Genomic DNA, 23866 nt, shown 5'->3' on the forward strand with positions numbered 1-23866 from the left:
TTGTACTTCTACTACTTTGTTTGCTTCCACAACGACTTCAATTTCTTCTTTTAACAACTTATATCCTTGTGGTGCTTTCGTTTCTTTTAATGTGTATGTTCCTGGCTCTAATTTCTGAGAAATTACTTTACCTGTTTTATCTGTTCGTAACGTATCTACTTTTTTACCATCTTTATACACTTCGAATTCTGCATCTGATAATACTTTCGTTTTATCTTCCGCATCTACTTTCACGATTTCAAATTGACCCGTTACTTTTTCGGAGATCTTTTTATTCACCACATCTACAGTCACTACTTTATTAGCCTCTACATCAACAGAAACTGAACTAGATGATAATTCATATCCTTTCGGTGCTTCTACTTCTTTTAATGTATAGCTTCCAACTGGAAGTTGTTTCGATAAGGCTTCACCTTTATCATCTGTAACAATTGTTTCCACAACTTTCCCATCTTTATCGATAACATCAAATTTTGCACCTGGTAGAAGTTGACCAGATTCACTATCTTTTTTCAATAATTTAAATTGGCCATTCTCTACTTTTCTCGTATTCTTCATAACAAGTTCAATTACGTTTGTATTATCAATTGTTACTTTGACTGGTGTATCAACTTTTATATATCCTTCTGGTGCATTTATTTCTTTTACAAAATAGTCACCAAGTGGTAAATCTTTAACTTCCGCAATACCCTTTTCGTTTGTTGTAACAGTAGCCACAACGTTATTATCTTTGTCTATAACATCAAATTTTGCGTCTTTTAAAACAATGTTTTCATCGTTTTCATCAACTTTTTTAATTTGTAAATGTCCTTTTTCAGTTGCTGGCTTATTCCACTTTGGCCAGTTAAATTTAAAGTTATGAACCTCAAAACCATCTCTTTGGTGTAATCCTCCAACATAGGCTTGTCCATTAATAGAACCACCTTTTGTTTCTACAACTGCATTAGGTGCAAACACACTACCTACTACACCATAACCTTTAGTTGTTATCTTTGTAGCATTAGGAAATACCCAAATTACCTTACTAGCTAACTCAGTAAAAGATGAATTAGGATCGTATGCTTGAGATGTATTAATTAAATCCGTCGCCATCCCAGTATTTCTTGTATCATACAAAATTGCACCGCCACCAAAACTCACTTCTTCTGCATCTGAATAAATAACAATAAAGTCTTTATTCTCTACATTCGGAAGAAAAACGTCTTTTACATCAAATGTTTTCTTTCCAGTTTGGCCTGAAGAGACATAAATATTAGGGTTATTTACATCTTCACCGATGCCAAAGCTCATATTAGGTTTTGGCTTATCAGTCTGTAGTTTACTTGCATCCCCGATTACACCATCAACGTCTTTTCTAAATTCTTTAAACTTAGCATCAATCTCCGCTTGCTCTTTATAAGAGATACGGTCATATGATGTTTTCATTGCGCCATCTGGGTCACCGTCTTTTGTCATCGCCACTGTTCCATCTTGAATAATTACTTGTCCTGCTCCCGCTTTCGTAAATTGACCGCCTAGTAATAATGATGGATATCCTTCATCTACCCAAGTTGCTCCAGCTAAGTTATTTGCTCCAGTTGCAGCCGCTACGACTGTATAACTTGATGCGTTCATATTTTTCTGAACAGCCATCGCACCTTCAATATCCGCACTCGTTGCACTATGATCTCCAAAAATGATGGCATTGTAATAAGATACATCACCTAAACCTTTTAATTCTGTTGTAGCTGCCTCTGCTTTAAATGGTAAGTGGATTAAAAAATTCATACATATTAGTAATACAACTATTAAACTACTACTTAACTTTTTAATTTTTTGATTAAATGATTTCCTCAAGAAATTCATTCCCCCTTTTAAACTTCCTAAAACCACAAAAAGAAGTACATATCATATGTACCAAACCTTACTCACATTAACTTAAAATAATCCATTTAAATAAAACAAAGAAACACTACAACTACTTAATAAGATTGCTACAATTCATTTTTGAAATAATACGTGAACTAAACTGTCATGCGGAAATACTTTTACATATGGGAGCCCAATAAAATTAATCTGAAGAATATTTCATGTGGTGTAACTATTTTGGCAACATCATCCACTTTACATTAGTTTTCTAAAGGATTCAAGTGAATTGTATAGATTTCATACACAATTCATATTTTAAAACGCTTTCACTGCTTTTAATAAGATAAACAAAAAAACGTAGCCAAAAAGCTACGTTTTTCTTTCATCGTTTCGGTGTATTTTTATGATTCTTCAAAAACGGAAGCGGGAATTGCTTACGGAAATGCTCTTTAATCATATACTCTACACCGTTTTCGCTATTTGAACGTGTAATCCAATCTGCTGCTTGCTTTAATTCTACAGGCGCGTTCCCCATCGCTACCCCAAGTCCCACGTTTTCAATAACCTCTAAATCTTCCATACTATCTCCAATCGCAACCATTTCATTTAGCGAAATATTTAAATGCTCTCCAAGCAATTGTAATCCACGTAACTTTGATACATTTTGCGGTAAAATTTCTATTCGTTTTGAATCACATTCAACATACTCTACATCTTGGAACGCTTTTCTTAATGTGTTCAGTCCTCTTTCTTTTTCACCTTTACTTTGGAAAAGAACATCAATTTTTGGCGCTGCTACCGGATGGTCACGAAGCGCGTCACCTAACGAATCTACAAATTGAACTGGATAAAATAACGGATCTGCGCTTGATAATACAGTGCGCGCAATTAAGTTTGGTGTATTTCTCTCACGATTTCCTATTGAAAACCGTTCATGAGAAATACGTACGTTACAATCAAAGTGCTCTAACACTTGCACAATGTTAAAAGTCTTCTCTTCAGACAATCTTCTTTGAACGTACGGCTTATCTAACGTTGCTGAAACGAAAGCACCACCATGTGTCACTAATATAGAATCTAATTTTAACGCCTTTGCTACTTTATGAGCGGATTGAAAATTACGACTCGTAAATAACGTAACGTATACATCTTTTCTTTTCACAAATTCAATTGTTTCTCGTAATCCTTTTGCAATTTTTCCATTGTTGTATAGTAGTGTCCCATCTATATTAAGAGCTAGTAAGCGATAAATCATGTCGCACTCCCCCTCTTCGCTGTTGTACTCTATCCATAATTTATGAAATAAACCCGATAAATAGAACGAGTTAGAATTACTACTGAAAATTTGGTTTACTATATACATATACACTTAGCAAAGGAGATAGTACAATGCAGGCACCTCCTTCTTTTTATGAAGGCGATACGTTAGAAGTCGCAAAAAAATTACTCGGACAAAAACTTGTTCATATTGTAGACGGAATAAAGCGAAGCGGAATCATTGTAGAAGTAGAAGCATATAAAGGCCCAGATGATAAGGCAGCACATAGTTACGGAGGCAGACGGACAGATCGCACAGAAGTTATGTTTGGTGCACCAGGGCATGCTTACGTATATTTGATTTACGGTATGTATCATTGCTTTAACGTTATTACAGCGCCAGTAGGCACCCCGCAAGGTGTTCTCATTCGAGCCCTTGAGCCGGTAGATGGAATAGAAGAAATAAAACTAGCGCGCTACAATAAGACCGAAATTACAAAAGCGCAGTACAAAAATTTAACGAACGGTCCTGGCAAACTATGCCGTGCCCTCGGAATTACTTTAGAAGAACGCGGTGTATCGTTACAAAGTGATACGTTACATATTGAATTAGTTCCAAAAGAAGAACACATATCATCACAATATAAAATAACAGCGGGACCTCGTATTAACATCGACTATGCAGAAGAAGCTGTACATTATCCGTGGCGTTTTTATTATGAGGGGCATCCGTTTGTTTCAAAGAAATAAGCGATATCAACGGCTCGACAAGAAATATCGATTTATCGACAAATAATAACATTACGAATAAAAGAAGACTGTTCCAAAATGGAACAGTCTCTCCCTTTTACTCTGCACCTTCCGCAGTTGCAATATTATCCTCTAAATTTTCTCTTGATAATTCAGCCGCCATAAAATCTGCTGTTTCTGGAAGTGCTAAATGCATATGAGCTTTTTGACAAATTTGGATCGTGCAGTTTTCTACAACATAGTCGAAAACATGTCCGCCTCCGCTTCTTTCATCATCAATGTAATGTAAGTGGAATCCAGCTACCCCAATACCTTGTGCGTAATCTGGTGTCCAAAATCCAGCAAGCGTACCTTCTGTATTTTCAAACGAAAAGATTGGTTGCGATTTCGTCACTTCAACGAGTGGTGTATACGGTTTTTCTTGTCTTGGAACAGTTCTCGTTCTTACTTCACGGAACGTACCGTCCATTCGAATAGCGTAAAATAAGTTTTTACTTGGCATTAATTCATGTAATAACGCTTCAACTTCTTCACGATTCATCGGACGCTCTACCGTATAACTCATTTCTTTTTCAAAAAACGTTACAGTCGCAAACGGTGTTGTTTCTTCTGGCTCTACTTTTTCTGCTGAACCGTCTGAACGTAAATGATAAAATTCGTTATCAAATGCAATCATTTCACCATCTAATTGATCAAATGTGCCGATGCCGAAATCACCACGTTCTTTCAATTCCTCAAAGCTAATCACACCATCATATATACCATCTAATAGCGCAAGCATTGTAGATGTTTGATATACTTCATTACTCGTTTTCGTTCTTTTTGCATCAATATCGATTAATTGCGCAACAGTCATCTCAAATCTGCCTCCATTAGTTTAATTGGTTTGGTAATAATTTTTCGCTTAATTTAATGTTATCACGGTAGTCGATTGGAATATCAATAATGACAGGACCGTCTGCTGCTAATGCTTCTTTTAATACACCTTCTAATTCATCAGGCGTGTTAACACGAAGACCTAACGCCCCGAAACTTTCCGCATATTTAACAAGATCAACATCGCCAAACTCTGTAGCTGATGTTCTGCCGTATTTCATCATTTGTTGGAATGCAACCATATCATATGTGCCGTCTCTCCAAACAAGATGGACGATTGGAGAATTTAAACGTACCGCCGTTTCTAACTCCATCGCTGAGAATAAGAAACCACCGTCACCTGATACGGAAACTACTTTTTTACCTGGTTCTACTAAAGTCGCTGCGATTGCCCAAGGAAGTGCAACACCTAACGTTTGCATGCCGTTACTAAATAATAATCTACGTGGTTCATAAGAACGGAAACATCTCGCCATCCAAATAGAATGGGAACCGATGTCACATGTAACAGTTGTATCGTCACTAATTAAAGAACGAAGTGTACGAATCACTTGAAGTGGATGCGTAACACCTTCTGCAGGACGATTTGGAACTTCTGCTTGTTCTGATAATTTTGCGCGTAATCGTTCTAATACCGCTTCTGATTTCGTACTTAACACAAGTTTCGGTAACTTTTCTGCGATGCTATTTACCGTTAAGGCAATATCACCAATTAATTCACGCTCTGGTTGGTAATCATGATCAATATCTGCTTGATGGTCGTCAAGATGAATAATCGTTCTGTCGCCAAGTTTATTCCAGAACTTTGGATCATACTCGATTGGATCATAACCGATAGAAATAACAAGGTCTGCTTCTTCTAGTAAAATATCACCTGGTTGGTTACGGAATAATCCAACGCGGCCGAAGAAATGATCTTCTAACTCACGTGAAATCGCACCAGCTGCTTGATATGTTTCAACGACAGGAAGTTCTGTATCCGCAATTAATTTACGAACAGCTTTCGTCACTTCATTTGTGCTCGCTCTCATACCGAGTAAAATAACTGGTAATTTCGCTGATTTTATTTTTTCTACTACATATGTAATATCATTTGTGGGAGCGATTCCAAGCTGTGGCTTAGAAAGCGCACCGATAGACTCTACAGTTGTTTCCGCAGTCATAACGTCTTGCGGAAGACTTACTAAAGTAGCTCCCGGATTTGTGGAAGTCGCACTTCGAAATGCATTACTAAGTGCTTCTGGCACATTATCAGGATGCTCTACTTCTACGCTATATTTTGTGATTGGTTCGAATAGTGCAGCATTATCCATAGATTGATGCGTACGTTTTAATCGATCCGTACGCGGTACTGCACCAGCTAAAGCAACAACGGGATCACTCTCCGCATTCGCAGTAACAAGACCTGTCGCTAAATTTGATGTCCCTGGTCCTGAAGTTACAAGACATACGCCCGGTTTTCCTGTTAATCTACCAATAGCAGCTGCCATAAATGCTGCATTTTGTTCATGACGACAAACAATTAACTCTGGTCCTCTTTCTTGCAATACATCAAATACAGAGTCAATCTTTGCTCCTGGAATACCGAAAACATGTGTAACACCTTGTTTAATTAAACAATCAACAACAAGATCTGCTCCTTTTGTTTTTGTCTTCACGTCGTTTACTTTTACACCTGTACTCAAACTAATCATTCCTTTGTTTCATAATTTGTGTAATAAAGATTTTTAATTTCACCTAGTTAATTAATGTGGTGAAGTATCATTTATCATTATATTACAAATGCATTATTTTTCCAACAATATGAATTCGATATTATTTTGACAAGATTTAAAGAATGCGCTTACAACCTTTTGTTTATCTTAAAATAACATTTTTATATCTCTTCTAAAAATGTACAAAAATACTTCCACCTATTCACATTATTAACAAATTTATAGTACCTTGCAAAGAATAATAGCAAGTGATATATTTGTAAATAATGGAATAACCATTATTTGGAATCCTTTTTATAATTTATATATACCCTTCAAAAGGTAGATACAGATTGTGCTGTTTAGAAAGAAGATAAGATTCTCAACTGTAATTCATCATTCTATAAAGGAAAGTGATTGTTATGAACAAAAATGAATTTTTGGAACAACTTAGTTCCTCTCTGCAGAATATGCCTAATTTAGAAAAGGAGGATATTATCTCGGAGTACGAAACTCATTTTATTAGTGGTAAACAAGATGGAATATCTGAAGAGGAAATTTCTAAAAAGCTAGGAAACCCTAAAACTATCGCTAAAGAACTTAACGTTTCATATGCAATAAGCAACGCTGACAATAGGCGCAGCCTAAAAAACATTATGACAGCACTGTTTTCTGTTATGAGCTTAAGTCTTTTAAACTTTATATTTATCATTATCGCCTTTTTCGTATTACTCTTTCTATTACCGCTTCTTCTAGCACTTATAATTGCTACACCGTTATTAATTATTTCACCTATCTTATTAATAGGGTTAGGATTCTTTAAAGGGTTTCACCAAATCAGTTATTCCGATGTTTACAATGTATTCATAGCTTTTTGCATCGGCTTACTAATATCAGTCATATGTTATCAAATAATAAAACATCTATACGTAGCTTTAGTTAAGTATTTGAAATGGAATGTAGCTATTTTGCAACGACACTAATGCAAAAGGAGATTAAGATGAAAAATTATATTTTATACCCATTCATGTTACTTACAATGTTATTTCTATCAGCTTGTTCAAACAGTGTACAGCCTAAGGAAAAAAATGATGTACAATCTATCAAAGATGTTGCTATTAAAGTTCCAGAAAATATATTTAGTTCCTCAAAGAAAAATGAAAATATTAGTGAAGACGAAATGAGACAAAATATAAAAAATTATATAGATTATAGTTGGGAGTTATCTGAAAATATAATTCCTCTCGCTTCAACAAATTCTGATAAGAATTTCACTGAATCTGACCGAGAAAAATTACAAAAACTAATAGAGTTAGCGAAGCAAAATGATGCAAACTTCCATAATTTTATTAGTAACAATACAATCCCTGATGATTACAAAAAGCCTTCAAAAGAAATCTATGAATTTATTTCATCGTCTACAGCACTTTCAGTAGAACTAGATCAAGAGTTAGACAAACTCGCCCAAGATGGTAACTTATTCAAGGCGAATTTTTCTTTTACGAAACGCCTTGAGAAAATAAATGGGAGGAAACAAAAAGAGATTGAAAAGTTTTTGAACGAAAAAAATATTAAAACTTCAATTAACAGCAATAAAAAAATTTAACCGATGTGTTACATATCCCTTTCAAAATAATCAATAAGAAATGGCTATTTTGAAAGGGAGTTTTTGTGATATAACTATTAAATTCCCTAAACAAAAAAGACGCTCCCCTAGGAGCGTCTTCCACTATTACGCTTGTTGTTGCGCGCTATATAATTCTTCAAGTGGCTTCATGATAATTTTGTTAACGTCACCGATTACAACGTTTAGGCGTTGCTCAGTTTCCATTAATTTTGTAATTTTAGCATCTTGTTGAATGCGAGCTACAACTTCTTGTGCTTGTTGGTTGTCTTCTTCAGTGATTTCTTGGCCTTGCATCATTTTTTGTTGTAGGCTAAGTTGCATTGTACGGAACTCATCGAATAAGTTCTTTGAAGCTGTGTCAGCTTGAACTGCTGCGTAGCTCTCTTTTAAAGTTTTGAAGTCATCGTTTTCAGCGATTGCTTTTTGTAATTCATATGCAACATCATGAATGTTCTTTGTCATTTTATTTTTCCTCCTTTAGAAGGCTAGCGCTTTTCATACGCACTGCCTTTTCAGTGCATTTACATACGCACCTCTTCTTACCATATCAAACTATGCAAGAGATGTGAAGAAATTTCACTTTTATTTCTATGTACTCACCTTATTATCTAAGAAACAATAGTAACAATCCTTGTACGAGCCCGATCATTCCGCCTAATAACGCTCCTAAATACGTAATCATTTTTAATTCGTTTTTCGTAATAGACAGAACTAAGTCTTCTAATCTTTCTGTTGAGAATGTAGACACTTCTTGCTGGACAATTTCCGCAAGGTGTAGATTGTTTAGTATACTCTCTACATTTTCTGTTCCCCACTTTAAGCCTTTCGTTACTGCACTTGGAACCACTTTTTCAATAATTGTTTCTCGAACTGGTTCACATACTTGCTGAACAGATTGATTTAAAAACTTACTCACTGTTTCCTCTACTTTAACTGCTGACAGCACGGAGCTTACAATCATTTCTTTCTCTACAAATGCTTCTAATTCTTTTACATCTCTTCCTTTTAACTTTTCCCACTCTTTTTGCAGTACGTCAGTTAAAAGCTGCTTTGTAGCATCTTGCCCTAAAAACTTAATAACTTCTGGCTGCACACGATCCACAACACTTACATTTCCTAAAAACATCCCAACTAAGTTAAGTAGCGTTCCGCGAGAAGCAAAGAAATCATCAATCATTTTTGAAAAACGAGCTTTCCCTTCTTCACTTTCAAAAAAGCTAATTCCTCGCTCTAAAATAAACGCCGAGGCATTCGGAATCGCATTCTCTATCTTTTCATGTACAGAATGAGGTAAAGCCTGTTCCCATGTATATGTATAATACTCTGCTAAAAATGCATGAATTTTTTCTGTAATCACATGTTCGATTTTTCGAGTTGCTTCTTCTTCTACATGTGCTACATTCCATTTTTCTAACATATATCGCAGTGATTGTTCATTCGTAATTACTTTATCCACTTCCACTTGCGCCCAGTGAATTAAACCTTTTTGAAACTCTTCATTTGTTAGCTTTTTTCCGATTCCTTCTGGTGTTAACAAATGTTCTACAACCATTTTTCCTAATTGAACAGCAAGTTCATCACGCCGCTTCGGAATTAACCCTGGTGTAAATGGAACTTGAAACTTTCCGATATAAATAGGACGATGAGGGCGAAATAACATTTTTATCGCTAAATGATTCGTATATCCTCCAATAATTGCTCCGAGTCCTGTCGTCGTTAACATATTTAACCATATATTCATTACAATCAACCTTTCACTTCTCCAAAACTATAGCATATCATCATACGGACAAAAGTATAATGGTATAAAAACGTATTTGCAATATATAGCTTCGCCTATTATGCAAATAGTAGTAAAGGAGTGATTTCGTTGGTTCTCGGCCTTTTAACTTCTAAACTTCATTATGAGCAAACGTATTACACCGAAATCGCTAAACGCGCTCGGCTTTATCATAATGTCGTTGCCCAGTTTACGCCATTTTGTATTGATCCTAAAACAGACCTTGTTTCTGGTCTTATTTACGATACAGATACAGGAAAATGGAAAAAGCAAACATTCCCTATTCCTTCTTATATATATGATCGTTATTCTTTTCAAGAGGAAACAGACTTTGAAAAAGTAAAATCAATTATTCACTCTTTGCACAATCGTCCTTCCACTACCTTTTTAAATAACACACTTATTAATTCAAGTGAACTACATGATTTATTTCTCACTAATAAAAAACTGTCTCCTTATATACCAAAATTTGAAATTGCGACGATACAAAACATTTTCAAACTGTTGTTAAAAACTAAAGATATTATTATACGCCCCACTAATATACATTCTAAAGATAACTTATATCGAGTCGCTTACAAAAATAAAACGTTTCAGATCGATACAGTAAATGAAAAATACCATACTTCTATTCCAATCAAACGCACAGACGAATTTATATCTTGGTGTAAATCTAACATACGTTCATCACGTTACATAGCGCACACTATGCTACAACCACCAAATCAATTAACATATCCACTGCACATTCGAACCATTTTGCAAAAAAACAAAGAACAAACTTGGAATGTTATCGGTCAATTTATACAAAAAAGCTCATTTCCTAATCAGCTTTTACCCTCAACAACGGACGATGATTCATTACATTCATTTTCAAAAATTAAATACGTACTATCTAGTACAGGTGTGCAACTATTGCACGACGCTTTACACGATATTATAAATGAAGTATTCCAAACACTAGATCAGTCTTATTCTTCGTTATTTGAACTAGAACTTTCCACAATTATGGATCAAAAAGGTGCAATCTGGCTTATGTATGTCAACACGATCCCTCCTTACGAACAATACATTCGTCATAGTGATTCATTAGCTGAAAAGATATTTCACGGACCACTTAAATTCAGTCGCTTTACACCATAATGAAAGGAGGTAAACCTATTTTGAAAGAACATATATATACATTAAATATTTCAGATGAACATCCAAATAGCATTACTTTACCTTACGTTTTTTCTATTACACCACCTATTACATCCCTCTCCTTCGGCATACGTCATATAGCAAGTGAAGAAGTAAAAATTCATTATTCCTTTACTCGCGAAATTATTATCGGAAAGCATATTGCCGAAAAACTTTTACTGCCTCAATCAACTACTATTCATGCATTCACACAAAACCAAACGATTATTTTCGGACCATTGATCGGCATTTTCACAACTGGCTTTAACGATGATTCTTCTAATCCTTTAGGAAATCGTTCAATTGCTCTCAGTGAGTTGTTAACACCACCATTCTCATTACGACCGTTCGTATTCGTCTTTGGCGTTCAACATATAAACTGGGAAGAAGAAACAATTGAAGGATATTTCTTTCGAGAGAAACAATGGATAAAGAAAAAGGTTCCTTTACCAAACGTCATTTACGATCGACTACCGAATCGACAAGCGGAAAATTACAAACCAATTGTCAGAGCAAAAAGAAAATTAGAACAAGACTACTCCATTCCATGGTTTAACCCAGGGTTTTTCAATAAATGGGAAGTTCATCAACTTCTTATGAAAGAAGAATCAATTAAACCCTTATTACCAAATACAGAAGCATTTCAGCATTTCGAACAAGTAGAACGGTTTCTTGGCACATATAAATCAGTGTACATGAAACCAATACACGGGAGCTTTGGTAGAAATATTCATCAAATATTTTATTCTCAAACAGAAAATTGCTACTACTGTCGTTATCGCGAAAATGAAGAAAACAAACTGAGAAAGTATCAATCATTAGAAACTCTTCTAAACCATGTACTAAAAGGGCATGATTTAAAAAAGTTTATCGTACAGCAAGGTATTTCGTTACTTCGCTTTGATGGTCAACCTGTTGATTTCCGCATTCATACAAATAAAAATCATTTCGGTAATTGGATAGTTAGTGCAATCGTCGCCAAAATCGCCGGCAAAGGCAGTTTAACAACGCATGTAAATAGCGGCGGTAATACAAAATTGCTACAAGAGCTTTTTCCAGATTCAACGAAGCAAGTTCAAATTGAAAATAAATTAAAACAAACAGCTCTGCAAATAAGTTATGCACTCGACGAGCAAGTAACTGGAAACATCGGTGAGATTGGTTTCGATATCGGTTTAGACACAAAGGAAAATCCGTGGTTATTTGAAGCCAACTCTAAACCTGGGCGAACTGTATTCCAAGATGCCAAATTAAAAGAACAAAGTGAACTGACACGCCAGTTATTTTACGAATATGCCATCTACTTAACTGAACATTCTTTACGTGATACAAAAGAAAAAATGTCCCAAATAAAATCCGGGACTTCATCAAACACCGAATGTATCCCTTCTCCTATGATTCACTCACAAATGCAAAAACAAAAACTTCCACCTAGATAATAAGGTGGAAGTTTTCTATTTACACAAGTTTTACTACAACCTCAGTTTCCACATTACATACTCCGCAATAAAAAATATGATTGCAATATTCATTTGAATTATTATGCGTTAAACCATCTACTGCACTTAATAATTCTTGATCCATATAGGCACTATAATCGTCTATATAATCTACAGACTTCCCATAATCTTGGAGTATACTTTGGCAATTTTGACAAGAATATGTTTGTGATTCTAATGCGTTGCAAAGCGGGCAAATCCCCATCATGATTCCTCCATACTTTATCGTTTAAAGCCTCTCTTTTTTAGAGTGAAGAGAGCAACCTATCCAGACATAGGAGTGCCCACTCCATCCCTACTTAAAAATAGAACTATAAAGTTGCTACCGATTTCATTTTTATTTCAATAAATCATAAATAAGAAGCTAATAATTAGCCTACAAGTAGCAGGCTACAATGAGAAAATTATATTTAATATCCTCCTTAGTTTGGCCTGTTTTCTTAAAAATACAACGATTACTCTTATTTCATAATTTACGAAATCAATAAGTTTTTTTGACAAAATTTACAAATTATTATTTTGTATATCTTTCTAGGTAACATCCATACTATGAGTACAAACTTAATTACCGATGGATTAGCGCCAATCGGGGCGATAATCTGGTTCAACTCCAGCTAGTCCAACCAAAAAAACTTTTATAACTCTAAGGAGGATATATTCCTATGGCAAACCAAAATTCTTCAAATCAATTAGTAGTACCAGGTGCAACAGCTGCAATCGATCAAATGAAGTACGAAATCGCTCAAGAATTTGGTGTACAATTAGGAGCAGATTCTACGGCTCGCGCTAACGGTTCAGTTGGTGGAGAAATCACAAAACGTCTAGTTGCAATGGCTGAGCAAAGCCTTGGCGGATTCCACAAATAAATATATATGGCAAAAAGGTCTCAAGGCATATGCCTTGAGACCTTCCTTAATTTATTGCAACATTTGTAAAAACTTCTTCGTACGTTCTTCTTTTGGATTTGTAAATACTTCTTCTGGTGTACCTTGTTCGACAACGACACCACCATCCATGAAAATAACACGGTTCGCAATTTGATGTGCAAAACGCATTTCGTGCGTTACAATAACCATCGTCATGCCTTCTTTAGCAAGTTCTTTCATTACTTTCAGAACTTCTTGAACGAGTTCAGGATCAAGCGCTGATGTCGGCTCATCAAATAGTAACACTTCCGGCTCCATCGCAAGCGCACGCGCAATTCCAACGCGCTGTTGTTGTCCGCCTGATAATTGGAACGGATATAAGTCTACTTTATCCGCAAGACCAACCTTTTCAAGGAAATAGTTTGCTTTTTTCTTCGCTTCTTCTTTCCCCATCTTTTTCACTGTAACGAGCCCTTCCATTACATTTTGAAGTGCTGTTAAATGCGGGAATAAATTATGGTGCTGGAATACCATACCTGTTTGCGTACGAAGATTAACAATATCTTTCTTCGTTACTTTTTGAGAGAAGTTAAGCTCTTTATTACCGATACGAATATTACCAGCGTTTGGTGTTTCTAATACATTGAGACAACGTAAGAATGTCGTTTTACCAGATCCAGACGGCCCAATAATAACAACAACCTCGCCCTTCTCAACTGTTAAATCTATATGCTTTAGTACGGTATTATCTCCGAAACTTTTTTGTAAATGCTGAATTGAAATCATAAAAACAAAAACTCCTTTTGTAAAAGGATTATTTTAATGTGTAGCGTTCTGAACGCTTTTCTAACATCTGTTGTACGATTGATAATAAGAAACAAATAACCCAATAAATAAGACCTGCTTCAAAATAAACAATTAAAAACTCGTAGTTCATCGCCGCAATTTCCTGCGCTTTTCGGAACATTTCTGTTACTAAAATTAACGATGCTAACGAAGTATCTTTCACTAAGCTAATAAATGTATTCGAAAGCGGCGGGATTGATACGCGCGTTGCTTGTGGTAAAATAACACGTTTTAATGCTTGTGGATATGTCATCCCAATTGTATAAGCTGCTTCCCACTGCCCTTTCGGAATGGAAAGGATAGAAGCACGAATAATTTCAGATGCATATGCACCGACATTTAATGAAAATCCAACAACTGCTGCTGTATATGGCTCAACTTCAATATTAAGAGTTGGAAGACCATAGAAAATAATAAATAGCTGTACAAGAAGTGGCGTTCCGCGAATGATAGATACATAGATACGAGCAATCCATTGTAAAATACGACTACCAGAAATACGTGCGAGCGCTGTTAACGTTGCCAGTATAATCCCGATAATAAATGTAATAAGCGTTAATGGAATTGTTGTAAAAACAGCTTCCTTCAGCATAGGCATGAAGGAAGTCTGCATAATATCTATCCAAGTAGACAATCGATCTGAAACTAATGCACTACTTAGATACATTTTCACCGAACCATTTTTTCGTTATTTTGTCATACGTACCGTCTTTTTTCATATCTTCTAACGCTTTATCTACTTCTTGTACAAGCTTAGTGCTACCTTTACGGAATAAGAATCCACTTTCTGAAGCTTCTTTTTCAGTATCTACAATTTTAATTTTTGCATCTTTTTTCGTTTCTAAATAATTTAATACTGATAACTTATCATTAATTGTAAAATCAACGCGTCCTGAAGCTAATAATTCTGCCGCTTGGCTAAATCCTTCTACCCCAATAATTTCCGCACCGTTTTTCTTAGCAATATCTGCATAGTTACTCGTTAAAGATTGTGCTCCTTTTAAACCTTTTACATCAGCAAATGTAGCAGGCTTATCTTTATCTTTTGCAATAACTAATGCCGCTGAAGATGAAATGTATGGTTTAGAGAAATCGTATTTCTTTTGACGATCTTCACGAATACCAACTTCGTTTGCAACCATATCAAAACGTTTTGCATCTAAACCAGCAAGTAAGCTATCCCATTGTGTTTCTTTAAATACAGGTTTTACACCTAAACGTTTTGCAACTTCTTCTGATAGTTCAACGTCAAATCCAGTTAATTTATTGCTTGAATCATGGAATGTGAACGGTGCGTATGTACCTTCTGTTCCAATTACAAGTTCACCGCTTTGTTTTATCTTTTGTAACGCGTCTTGACTAGCTGTATCTTTTTTCTCTTCTTTACCGCAGCCGGCTACAATCCCGATCGCTAATGTAGTTACTGCAAGCACTGAAAATAATTTCTTCATGATAGTAATCCTCCAAGTATTCTGATAGGAATTTAAAAACTATATTGATTGTATGCAATCTTGAACAATTTTTCAATGAAAATGTTCTTATTTAGTTTATCCTTTTTCTTCATAATCAAACAAAAGGGAAAAATAATGCTACATACAAAAAATAAGTAACATTTTTTAATATAGCATTTATTGTACGAAAGGTAAAATAATACTTCTTATTTAACTGCCCTGATTCACTAAAAAAAGAACTTGTGAAAATCACAAGTTCTCCACCTTACCTATTAAGCGCTCTGGTTCCCTTCCATTTGCGTTTTGTACATATCATAATAACGCCCGCGCTTTTTCATTAGCTCATCATGAGACCCTTTTTCTAAAATGGTTCCTCTATCAAGCACAATAATTTGATCTGCGCTTTTAATTGTTGAAAGTCGGTGAGCGATAATAAATGTCGTTCTTCCTTTTTTCACAACTTCTAGCGCTTGTTGAATCATCGCCTCTGTTTCTGTATCGATACTAGATGTCGCTTCATCTAAAATTAAAATGGCTGGGTCAAAAGCGAGCGCCCTAGCAAACGATATAAGCTGACGTTCTCCGGTTGAAAGAGTACTTCCTTTCTCCGTAATTTCTTCATTTATATTGTTCGCAAATCTTTCAGCACCAACATCACGCAATGCTTTTACGATGCGCTCTTTTGAAATTTTTTCATTTTCTAAACTTACATTAGATGCTACTGTTCCGCTAAATAAAAACGGATCTTGCAGTACAATTCCCATATGTTCACGAGTTGCTTGTTTCGGCATCTCTTTTACATCATGACCATCAATCGTAAGCTTTCCTTTTTCAAACTCGTAAAACTGAAAGAGTACGTTCATAATAGAACTTTTTCCTGATCCAGTATGACCGACAAGTGCCACGGTCTCCCCTTGTTTCGCTTCAAAAGAAATATTTTTTAACACTTCATCTTTCCCATTATAAGAAAACGATACATTATCAAACTTCACATTTCCTTGTAAGCGAGGCATACGCTCTTCTTCTACTGCTTCTCCTTTTTCCTCTAACAATTCAAAAACACGCTCTGATGCAACACGCGATTGTTCTAAGTTAGCAAGCTGATTCACCATATTTGTAATCGGTGAGAACAATCGTGTTAAATAATCAACGAACGCATACAGTATCCCTAGAGAAATGACGCCTGTAGCACTTAATGAAGCGCCACCGAAATACCAAATCACACCTGTGAAAGCGATATTTCTTAATACGGATACCAAATTGTGTGAAGTTGCTGCATTTAAATTCAAAATTTTATTTTGATACTTAAAATAATCGCCATTTAATTCTTCAAACTCTTTTTTCGTTTCACGCTCTTGACGGAACGCTTGAATAATTGGCATCCCTTGAATGGATTCATTTACTGTTCCGTTAATATCAGATAAACGAGAGCGCATTTTATGATTGTATACAGACGCGTATTTTCTATAAAGAATTGCCCAAACGATTAATATCGGGATAATGAGTAAACATATCGTTGCCAATTTTACATCGAGTAAAAATAATGCCGCAAATATCCCTATAATATAGATGATACTAGAGACGAATGTCGCAAGTACCGTTACATATAAATCACGAATGGCTTCCGTATCATTCGTGACACGCGATACAATTTTCCCTGCTGGTAAATGATCGAAATAACGAATCGGCAACGTTTGAATATGAGAAAACACATCTTCCCTCATAATTTGAATAATTTTGTTCGCTGCCTTTTGCAAGAAGAACTGCTTTCCGTATGCAAATAATGATACGACTACTAATAAAGCAAAATAGCCACCACCAAGTAATAATAGACGGTTTATTTCTGGCTTATAAAATGCAAATACTTCTTCCTTTGTTAATGCTTTCGCTTTATAAACTTGCACCGCCTTACCATTTTGAACGGTAATCATATCCCCTTTTACAGTACGTGATCCTTCTACATTTACTTTATTCGGTACAAAATAATATTGAAAACCGACTTGCATCACGCGTACTTCTTTTCCTTTTTTCTCGCCTTGTTCAAAGCGATCACTTCGCTTATAAAAAGCCCCATTATACGAAACAGCATCTTCACTCTGTTCTGTTTCATACCAAGGTTTCTCTATCCCGACGATATGATCGTCAATCATCGTTTTAGCGACGAAAGGACCAGCAAGCTCTGCGATGACGAAAATAAATAACATTAACATCGCAGCAAAAATCGTCCCTTTCACTTTCATCGCGTATTGAAACAATCGTTTTGAAACGCTCATATTTTCACCCCACTATCCGCACTTTCACTTTCACCTTGTTGTCTTTCAAACTGTTCGGCATACCAGCCTCCCTTTTGGATAAGCTGAGCATGCGTACCTTCTTCTATAACTGCGCCTTCATCCATAACGAGAATCCAATCCGCATGTTGCACTGCTGATAAACGATGCGTCGTAATAATCGTCGTCTTTCCGCTTCTTTCCGTTCTTATATTTTCAATGATCGCTGCTTCCGTACGAGCATCTACAGCTGATAAAGAATCGTCCAAAATTAAAATTTCTGGATTTTGAATAACAGCTCTTGCAATCGAGATCCTTTGTTTTTGCCCTCCTGATAAAGAAACACCTTTCTCTCCAACGAGCGTTTCTAACCCTTCTGGTAAAAACTCTAAATCCTTTTTAAACGCAGCAATTTCAATTGCTTTCTCTAGTTCTTCTTCAGTCGCTTCCCTATTTCCGAATAAAATATTTTCTCGCGCTGTTTTTGAGAACAAAATATGCTCCTGCGGTACATAACCAATCCAGCCGAGTACATTTTCATTCGTCATTTTATCTAATGTCACATCAGAAACTGCAATATCTCCATCTCCAAGTGGATATTGACGAAGAAGCTGACGTACAAGCGTCGTTTTCCCGCTTCCTGTTTTTCCGACAACCCCAAGCGTCTCCCCTTGTTTTAAGGTAAACGAAACCTTTTTTAAATTTGTTTCAGTTGATGAAGGATATGAAAAGGTAACGTCATCAAACTGAATATAATCCGGCTCTTGCACAAGCTTTGGATGTTTCGGATCCTTTACATCTGGTTCATACGCTAACGTTTCATTCACACGGTCAAGCGAAGCATTTCCTCTTTGCATAACATTAATTAATTCACCAATTGCAAACATCGGCCAAATCATCATCCCTAAATACACGTTAAATGAAACAAGTTCACCAAGTGTTACCTTTGATTGAAATACAAGATATGCCCCGTACACTAAACCGATTAAATAACTAAGGCCAACAAGCATTTTCACGGTTGGTTGGAATAATGCGTCAATTCTCGCTACTTTCATATTTTTTTCGTAGACGTCATCTCCTAAGTGATGAAATCTTTCCTCATCTGCATTCTCTTGTACGTATGCACGAATAACACGCACACCAGCGATTGATTCAAGCACTTTATCGTTCATATCACCAAACGCATCTTGCGCAACGGTAAATCTTTCATGCAATTTCTTTCCATATATATTCATCGCATACGCCATAATTGGAAGCGGAATAAGCGCTGCAAATGTAAGCTCCCAACTAATTGTAAATCCCATCATAAAAACGATCGTAAGCATGTATAAACTAGAATCCACAAGTGTTAATATACCAAAACCAGCTGTCATAGCGATTGCTTTTAAATCATTCGTTGCCCTCGCCATTAAGTCGCCAGTACGATTTTTTTGATAAAAAGTCGGCGTCATCTTAAGTAAATGCCCCATAAATTTAGAGCGCATCGTTTTCTCAAGTACAAATGCACCTCCAAACAATTGATGTTGCCATACGAAAGTAAGACCATACCCAACGATTGTAACCCCTATTAAAATAAGAATAGATTGCATAATTGCTTCGTTCGATAACGTTCCTGTTTTTATATTATCTATCGTAACCCCTAACACTTTCGGGGGAATAACTTCAACTATATTCACAATTAAAAGAGCTCCAATGGCAATACTATATCTCTTCCAGTGCTCCCTAAAAAACCATTTTAACTTTAGTAATACTGATAACAATGTAACCTCTCCCTTCTCGTTCTCGTTTACCTCTCATTTCTTTATCCACTATCCAGACCCATCACATTTACATTTCGTAACCCATACAATCTCATCACATTTTTCCACCTTCCAAAGTTTTTTATCGGAACTAAACAAGGGAAAATAAACAAAAAAAAGCATACCGCCGCTTGACGATATGCACAGGAATGCATAAAAAGCGTACGTTACGATATACGCAACGTACGCTTTTTATAAGACAAAGATGCCCTATATATCCGTACGGGTTGCGTAATGATATGAATGTTTTCTGCCATTTAACAGAGCTAAGCCCATTACATTTACGATTACAATCATTACGCACACCCCCTTCATTTATTTTCCATTTATAATCTTACAACTTTATTGAGTATTCTGTCAATTATTTTTTCACAAACCGCATGAAAATATACGCTACATCATTCTGAAATAAAGGAATGTTCTGTAAGAAAGGGTATACAAAATAAAAAAAGAATAAGAAATCGTTTTCACAAACATTTCATTTGAAAAATGTTATCAAACCCCCTACAATCACCTTATACTCACTCTTACAAGTTGCTATTTTAGGAGGACTAATCATGACAACTAGCAATACGTACAAATTTTATTTAAATGGAGAATGGAGAGAAAGCTCTTCAGGAGAAACAATCGAAATTCCATCTCCATACTTACACGAAGTAATTGGACAAGTACAAGCAATTACTCGCGGAGAAGTGGATGAAGCAATTGCATCTGCAAAAGAAGCTCAAAAATCATGGGCTGAAGCTTCCCTACAAGATCGCGCAAAATACTTATATAAATGGGCTGATGAGCTCGTAAATATGCAGGATGAAATTGCCGATATCATTATGAAAGAAGTCGGTAAAGGATATAAAGATGCGAAGAAAGAAGTTGTTCGTACAGCTGACTTCATTCGTTACACGATCGAAGAAGCTTTACATATGCACGGAGAAAGCATGATGGGCGATAGCTTCCCGGGCGGTACAAAATCTAAACTTGCGATTATCCAACGCGCACCACTTGGTGTTGTATTAGCAATCGCACCATTTAACTACCCAGTAAACTTATCTGCTGCAAAACTTGCACCAGCATTAATTATGGGTAACGCTGTTATTTTCAAACCAGCAACTCAAGGTGCAATTAGTGGTATTAAAATGGTTGAAGCACTTCACAAAGCTGGCCTTCCAAAAGGTCTTGTAAACGTAGCTACAGGACGCGGTTCTGTAATTGGTGACTACTTAGTAGAGCACGAAGGCATCAATATGGTATCGTTCACAGGTGGTACAAACACAGGTAAACATTTAGCGAAAAAAGCTTCAATGATTCCACTTGTATTAGAACTTGGTGGTAAAGATCCTGGTATCGTTCGTGAAGATGCTGACTTACAAGATGCTGCAAACCATATCGTAAGCGGTGCATTCTCTTACTCTGGTCAACGTTGTACAGCTATTAAACGTGTACTTGTACACGAAAACGTAGCGGACGAGCTTGTTAGCTTATTAAAAGCGCAAGTAGCTGAACTATCAGTTGGATCTCCAGAACAAGACAGCACAATCGTTCCATTAATTGACGACAAGTCTGCTGACTTCGTTCAAGGTTTAGTTGACGACGCTGTAGAAAAAGGTGCTACAATCGTTATCGGTAACAAACGTGAGCGTAACTTAATTTACCCAACATTAATCGATCACGTAACAGAAGAGATGAAAGTTGCTTGGGAAGAGCCATTCGGCCCAATCCTTCCAATCATCCGTGTTTCTTCAGATGAACAAGCAATTGAAATTGCTAACAAATCAGAGTTCGGTCTGCAAGCAAGTGTCTTCACTAAAGACATTAACAAAGCATTTGCAATTGCTAACAAAATCGAAACTGGTTCTGTACAAATTAACGGACGCACAGAGCGCGGCCCTGACCACTTCCCATTCATCGGTGTAAAAGGTTCAGGTATGGGCGCACAAGGTATTCGTAAGAGCCTTGAGTCTATGACACGTGAAAAAGTAACTGTATTAAACTTAGTTTAATCTTATAAAAAGAAGCTGATCTATTTTTAGATCAGCTTCTTTTCTATATAAATACTTCCGAAAAACGGAGTATTTCGTTCTACTTCCGATTTGGTTTTCCAAATCGAACTAAAACATGCCATAATAATTTTAATTCCTGAAGCACTTCTTCATAAGTTCCACGATCACTCCAAGATAATGGATTGCGTTTCAAATCCACTACAGCAGAGCCAATTATATTTGCATCGATGCAATGATTCCGTGCAATGCGTCTTGCTAAAGATGGCATTTTTGAACCTCTAAAATCCATCGGAACTTCGTCTACCGCAAGTACAAAACCGATGTGCCAATACAAATCAATCGCATACTTCAGGCAAATTTCTTCTAAAACTCTTCCTACATCCGTACCCTTAAATGAAGGATCTGCAACAAGCACCTCTACGTCTTCTTTAAGAGAAATCTCTCCATGAATTTGCGCTTCGATATAATGATTAAGATTACGGGCTGGCTCTTTGCTTACTAAATCTATAAACGGCCTTTTCAGGTTAGCCAGTAAATGATTAATTAATATTGTTGGAGTCAAATTCCCTTCACCAATTGCAAAATCTCCTACAAATGTCTCTTCCAAAAGAGCAGCTAAAATCATATCAAACTCCTCATAAGTCCCCTTTTCTTTCGGATCTTGATGCGAATCTAAATACGTATATGTAGAGCGCGAAGAAACTTTTGGAGATAAGAGAAAATAACATGAACCAAAACGCGGAGCCGGCCCATCTGGATGTAACATTAAATTTAGCGCTCCATATTTTGGCCGTTGATCATTCGTTACGCCTTCTAATTGATATGCTCCTCCAAATATTCTCTTTTCCCAAAGGTCACGTTCACCACCAGGGTAAGCAGATACGCTTCCATTAGATAGCAATGTTTCAAACTGACTTTTATATACTCCTTGCTCAAACAGTGCTTCAGCAACACTTTTCATATTCGAATCTAGTCTGTCTGGATGAAAGTGTAAAGCAATCCTTGCATGAGATTTTAAATTAGCGACAGCTTCTTCAAATATTTCATCTGTAATATTAGACATTTTAAGTATATGATTAATCGTTGCTTTAGCCCCACGTTTTTTGTTCTCTGCATATTTTGAAATATACTCTAAAGCAAATAATTGAGATCTTAATAATTCCATAATCCAATCTCCCCTTTAATTGAACTGCCCTTAAACACTTCAATTAAAAGCTTATTCTTTCCTTCTTATGAAACGAACCTCATTTATTTAAAAAAGTAATTTACTAAATCTTAATTATATATACACGCATTTTTCATAGGCAAATGTACACATTCTACAGAAATTTGATACCCTAGCCATCGCTCAGCAATATGTTCAAATGATAAAACAGATCCCGTTGTAAAAAAGCGATGCTTCAGATTCAGATTGTCAGACAAAATTCCTTTATGCTGTAAAATGGTACTTAACTCTATCGCTGTTTCTTCTGCAGAACTAATAATCGTTATGTCTTCTCCTAGTTCCTTTTTTATATAGGACTCTAAAAGTGGATAATGCGTACATCCAAGAATTAACGTATCTATATCTTCTTTCGTTAATGGAAGTAAAGCTTGTTTCACTTGCTGCGTGACATATGCTGTATCTTCTAATTGATTTTCTACAACTGTGGCTAAAGTCGGGCAAGCATAGCTATGCACTTCCAAATATGTATCCAGCTCGTGTAATGCTTTTTCATACATATTAGATTTTATCGTACCTACAGTTCCAATTACCCCGATTTCCCCTTTCTTTGTAACTTTAATTGCCGCTCTTGCTCCTGGATGTATAACGCCAATAACTGGAATGGAAAGTGCTTCTTGTAGCGCATTCAATGCAGCAGCTGCAGCAGTATTACATGCTACGACTAGCGCTTTTAATGGAAACTGTTTGAGGAACTCAACCATTTCAAATACGAAAGATTGCACCTCCTCTACACTTCTTGGCCCATACGGACAACGCTTATTATCACCAATATAATAAATGCTTTCTTTAGGCAATTGTCTTATAATTTCGCTCGCAACTGTTAATCCCCCAACACCCGAATCTAGCACACCTATTACTGAATGTTTATGACATACAGACATATACTTCATCCCCTTTTC

21 protein-coding genes are annotated in these 23866 nt (G+C 36.1%); 7 read left to right on the plus strand and 14 right to left on the minus strand.

Annotation, left to right across the window (positions count from 1 at the left end; all coding sequences use genetic code 11):
- Together ACK1U5_RS14255 and ACK1U5_RS14260 are read right to left on the minus strand one after the other, a co-directional pair.
- On the minus strand, positions 1–1836 hold a 1836-nt coding region (locus tag ACK1U5_RS14255), incomplete at its 3' end, for an MSCRAMM family protein (RefSeq protein ID WP_448814825.1).
- A gap of 394 nt (positions 1837–2230) precedes the next feature.
- Positions 2231–3103 (minus strand): Cof-type HAD-IIB family hydrolase, encoded by an 873-nt coding sequence (locus tag ACK1U5_RS14260; protein ID WP_000640419.1) that lies wholly within the window; start codon positions 3101–3103, stop codon positions 2231–2233.
- A gap of 134 nt (positions 3104–3237) precedes the next feature.
- Here ACK1U5_RS14260 and ACK1U5_RS14265 point away from each other — a divergent pair, with 134 nt between their 5' ends.
- Positions 3238–3855, plus strand: coding sequence for a DNA-3-methyladenine glycosylase (locus ACK1U5_RS14265; RefSeq protein WP_016109307.1), 618 nt, complete (start codon positions 3238–3240; stop codon positions 3853–3855).
- 97 nt (positions 3856–3952) lie between these two features.
- Here the strand turns inward: ACK1U5_RS14265 and alsD are convergent, their stop codons facing one another.
- Together alsD and alsS are read right to left on the minus strand one after the other, a co-directional pair.
- A complete protein-coding gene (alsD, locus tag ACK1U5_RS14270) occupies positions 3953–4711 on the minus strand; it encodes an alpha-acetolactate decarboxylase (protein WP_000215044.1) in 759 nt (252 codons plus the stop codon).
- 16 nt (positions 4712–4727) lie between these two features.
- Positions 4728–6416: an acetolactate synthase AlsS gene (gene alsS, locus ACK1U5_RS14275; protein WP_000103546.1), complete on the minus strand. Its 1689-nt coding sequence runs from the start codon at positions 6414–6416 to the stop codon at positions 4728–4730.
- 431 nt (positions 6417–6847) lie between these two features.
- Here alsS and ACK1U5_RS14280 point away from each other — a divergent pair, with 431 nt between their 5' ends.
- Positions 6848–7408, plus strand: coding sequence for an HAAS signaling domain-containing protein (locus ACK1U5_RS14280; RefSeq protein ID WP_016117262.1), 561 nt, complete (start codon positions 6848–6850; stop codon positions 7406–7408).
- Positions 7409–7425: 17 nt separating this feature from the next.
- Entirely contained in the window at positions 7426–8031 is a 606-nt protein-coding gene (locus ACK1U5_RS14285) for an NDxxF motif lipoprotein (protein ID WP_113710788.1), read from the plus strand.
- Positions 8032–8157: 126 nt separating this feature from the next.
- Here ACK1U5_RS14285 and ACK1U5_RS14290 read toward each other — a convergent pair whose 3' ends face one another.
- Positions 8158–8514 carry a YlbF/YmcA family competence regulator gene (locus tag ACK1U5_RS14290; RefSeq protein ID WP_000164610.1) on the minus strand — a complete coding sequence of 119 codons (357 nt, stop codon included), beginning with the start codon at positions 8512–8514 and terminating at the stop codon, positions 8158–8160.
- A gap of 142 nt (positions 8515–8656) precedes the next feature.
- Positions 8657–9793 carry a DUF445 domain-containing protein gene (locus ACK1U5_RS14295; RefSeq protein ID WP_113710843.1) on the minus strand — a complete coding sequence of 379 codons (1137 nt, stop codon included), beginning with the start codon at positions 9791–9793 and terminating at the stop codon, positions 8657–8659.
- A gap of 129 nt (positions 9794–9922) precedes the next feature.
- On the opposite strand from ACK1U5_RS14295, the gene ACK1U5_RS14300 reads away from it, so the two are divergent.
- Positions 9923–10975 carry a YheC/YheD family endospore coat-associated protein gene (locus ACK1U5_RS14300; RefSeq protein ID WP_000242813.1) on the plus strand — a complete coding sequence of 351 codons (1053 nt, stop codon included), beginning with the start codon at positions 9923–9925 and terminating at the stop codon, positions 10973–10975.
- 20 nt (positions 10976–10995) lie between these two features.
- On the plus strand, positions 10996–12453 hold the full coding sequence (locus ACK1U5_RS14305) for a YheC/YheD family endospore coat-associated protein (RefSeq protein ID WP_070757330.1): 1458 nt from the start codon (positions 10996–10998) through the stop codon (positions 12451–12453).
- Positions 12454–12472: 19 nt separating this feature from the next.
- Here the strand turns inward: ACK1U5_RS14305 and ACK1U5_RS14310 are convergent, their stop codons facing one another.
- The gene (locus ACK1U5_RS14310) at positions 12473–12718 is read right to left on the minus strand and encodes a hypothetical protein (RefSeq protein WP_000510474.1); all 246 of its coding nucleotides are present in this window, start codon (positions 12716–12718) and stop codon (positions 12473–12475) included.
- A gap of 457 nt (positions 12719–13175) precedes the next feature.
- Here ACK1U5_RS14310 and sasP point away from each other — a divergent pair, with 457 nt between their 5' ends.
- Positions 13176–13379 carry a small acid-soluble spore protein, SasP family gene (gene sasP / locus ACK1U5_RS14315; RefSeq protein ID WP_000013338.1) on the plus strand — a complete coding sequence of 68 codons (204 nt, stop codon included), beginning with the start codon at positions 13176–13178 and terminating at the stop codon, positions 13377–13379.
- Between the two features lie 51 nt (positions 13380–13430).
- Here sasP and ACK1U5_RS14320 read toward each other — a convergent pair whose 3' ends face one another.
- The 5 genes from ACK1U5_RS14320 to ACK1U5_RS14340 form a co-directional block, all read right to left on the minus strand.
- Positions 13431–14165 (minus strand): amino acid ABC transporter ATP-binding protein, encoded by a 735-nt coding sequence (locus ACK1U5_RS14320; RefSeq protein WP_000623610.1) that lies wholly within the window; start codon positions 14163–14165, stop codon positions 13431–13433.
- Between the two features lie 28 nt (positions 14166–14193).
- Positions 14194–14892, minus strand: a complete 699-nt coding sequence (locus ACK1U5_RS14325) for an amino acid ABC transporter permease (protein WP_000281499.1) — start codon at positions 14890–14892, stop codon at positions 14194–14196.
- Positions 14879–15676 (minus strand): amino acid ABC transporter substrate-binding protein, encoded by a 798-nt coding sequence (locus tag ACK1U5_RS14330; protein WP_070757333.1) that lies wholly within the window; start codon positions 15674–15676, stop codon positions 14879–14881. The genes ACK1U5_RS14325 and ACK1U5_RS14330 overlap by 14 nt, the downstream gene beginning before the upstream one ends.
- A gap of 272 nt (positions 15677–15948) precedes the next feature.
- Positions 15949–17949 (minus strand): ABC transporter ATP-binding protein, encoded by a 2001-nt coding sequence (locus ACK1U5_RS14335; protein ID WP_070757334.1) that lies wholly within the window; start codon positions 17947–17949, stop codon positions 15949–15951.
- Positions 17946–19706: an ABC transporter ATP-binding protein gene (locus ACK1U5_RS14340; protein WP_000953785.1), complete on the minus strand. Its 1761-nt coding sequence runs from the start codon at positions 19704–19706 to the stop codon at positions 17946–17948. The genes ACK1U5_RS14335 and ACK1U5_RS14340 overlap by 4 nt, the downstream gene beginning before the upstream one ends.
- Positions 19707–20302: 596 nt before the next feature.
- Here ACK1U5_RS14340 and gapN point away from each other — a divergent pair.
- A complete protein-coding gene (gapN, locus tag ACK1U5_RS14345; RefSeq protein ID WP_000213634.1) occupies positions 20303–21742 on the plus strand; it encodes an NADP-dependent glyceraldehyde-3-phosphate dehydrogenase in 1440 nt (479 codons plus the stop codon).
- Between the two features lie 79 nt (positions 21743–21821).
- Here the strand turns inward: gapN and ACK1U5_RS14350 are convergent, their stop codons facing one another.
- Positions 21822–22907, minus strand: coding sequence for a DUF3626 domain-containing protein (locus ACK1U5_RS14350; protein ID WP_113710789.1), 1086 nt, complete (start codon positions 22905–22907; stop codon positions 21822–21824).
- 110 nt (positions 22908–23017) lie between these two features.
- Entirely contained in the window at positions 23018–23848 is an 831-nt protein-coding gene (racE, locus tag ACK1U5_RS14355) for a glutamate racemase (RefSeq protein ID WP_048567849.1), read from the minus strand.
- Positions 23849–23866 lie beyond the last annotated feature (18 nt).

The organism is Bacillus sp. XB1 (assembly GCF_053557995.1).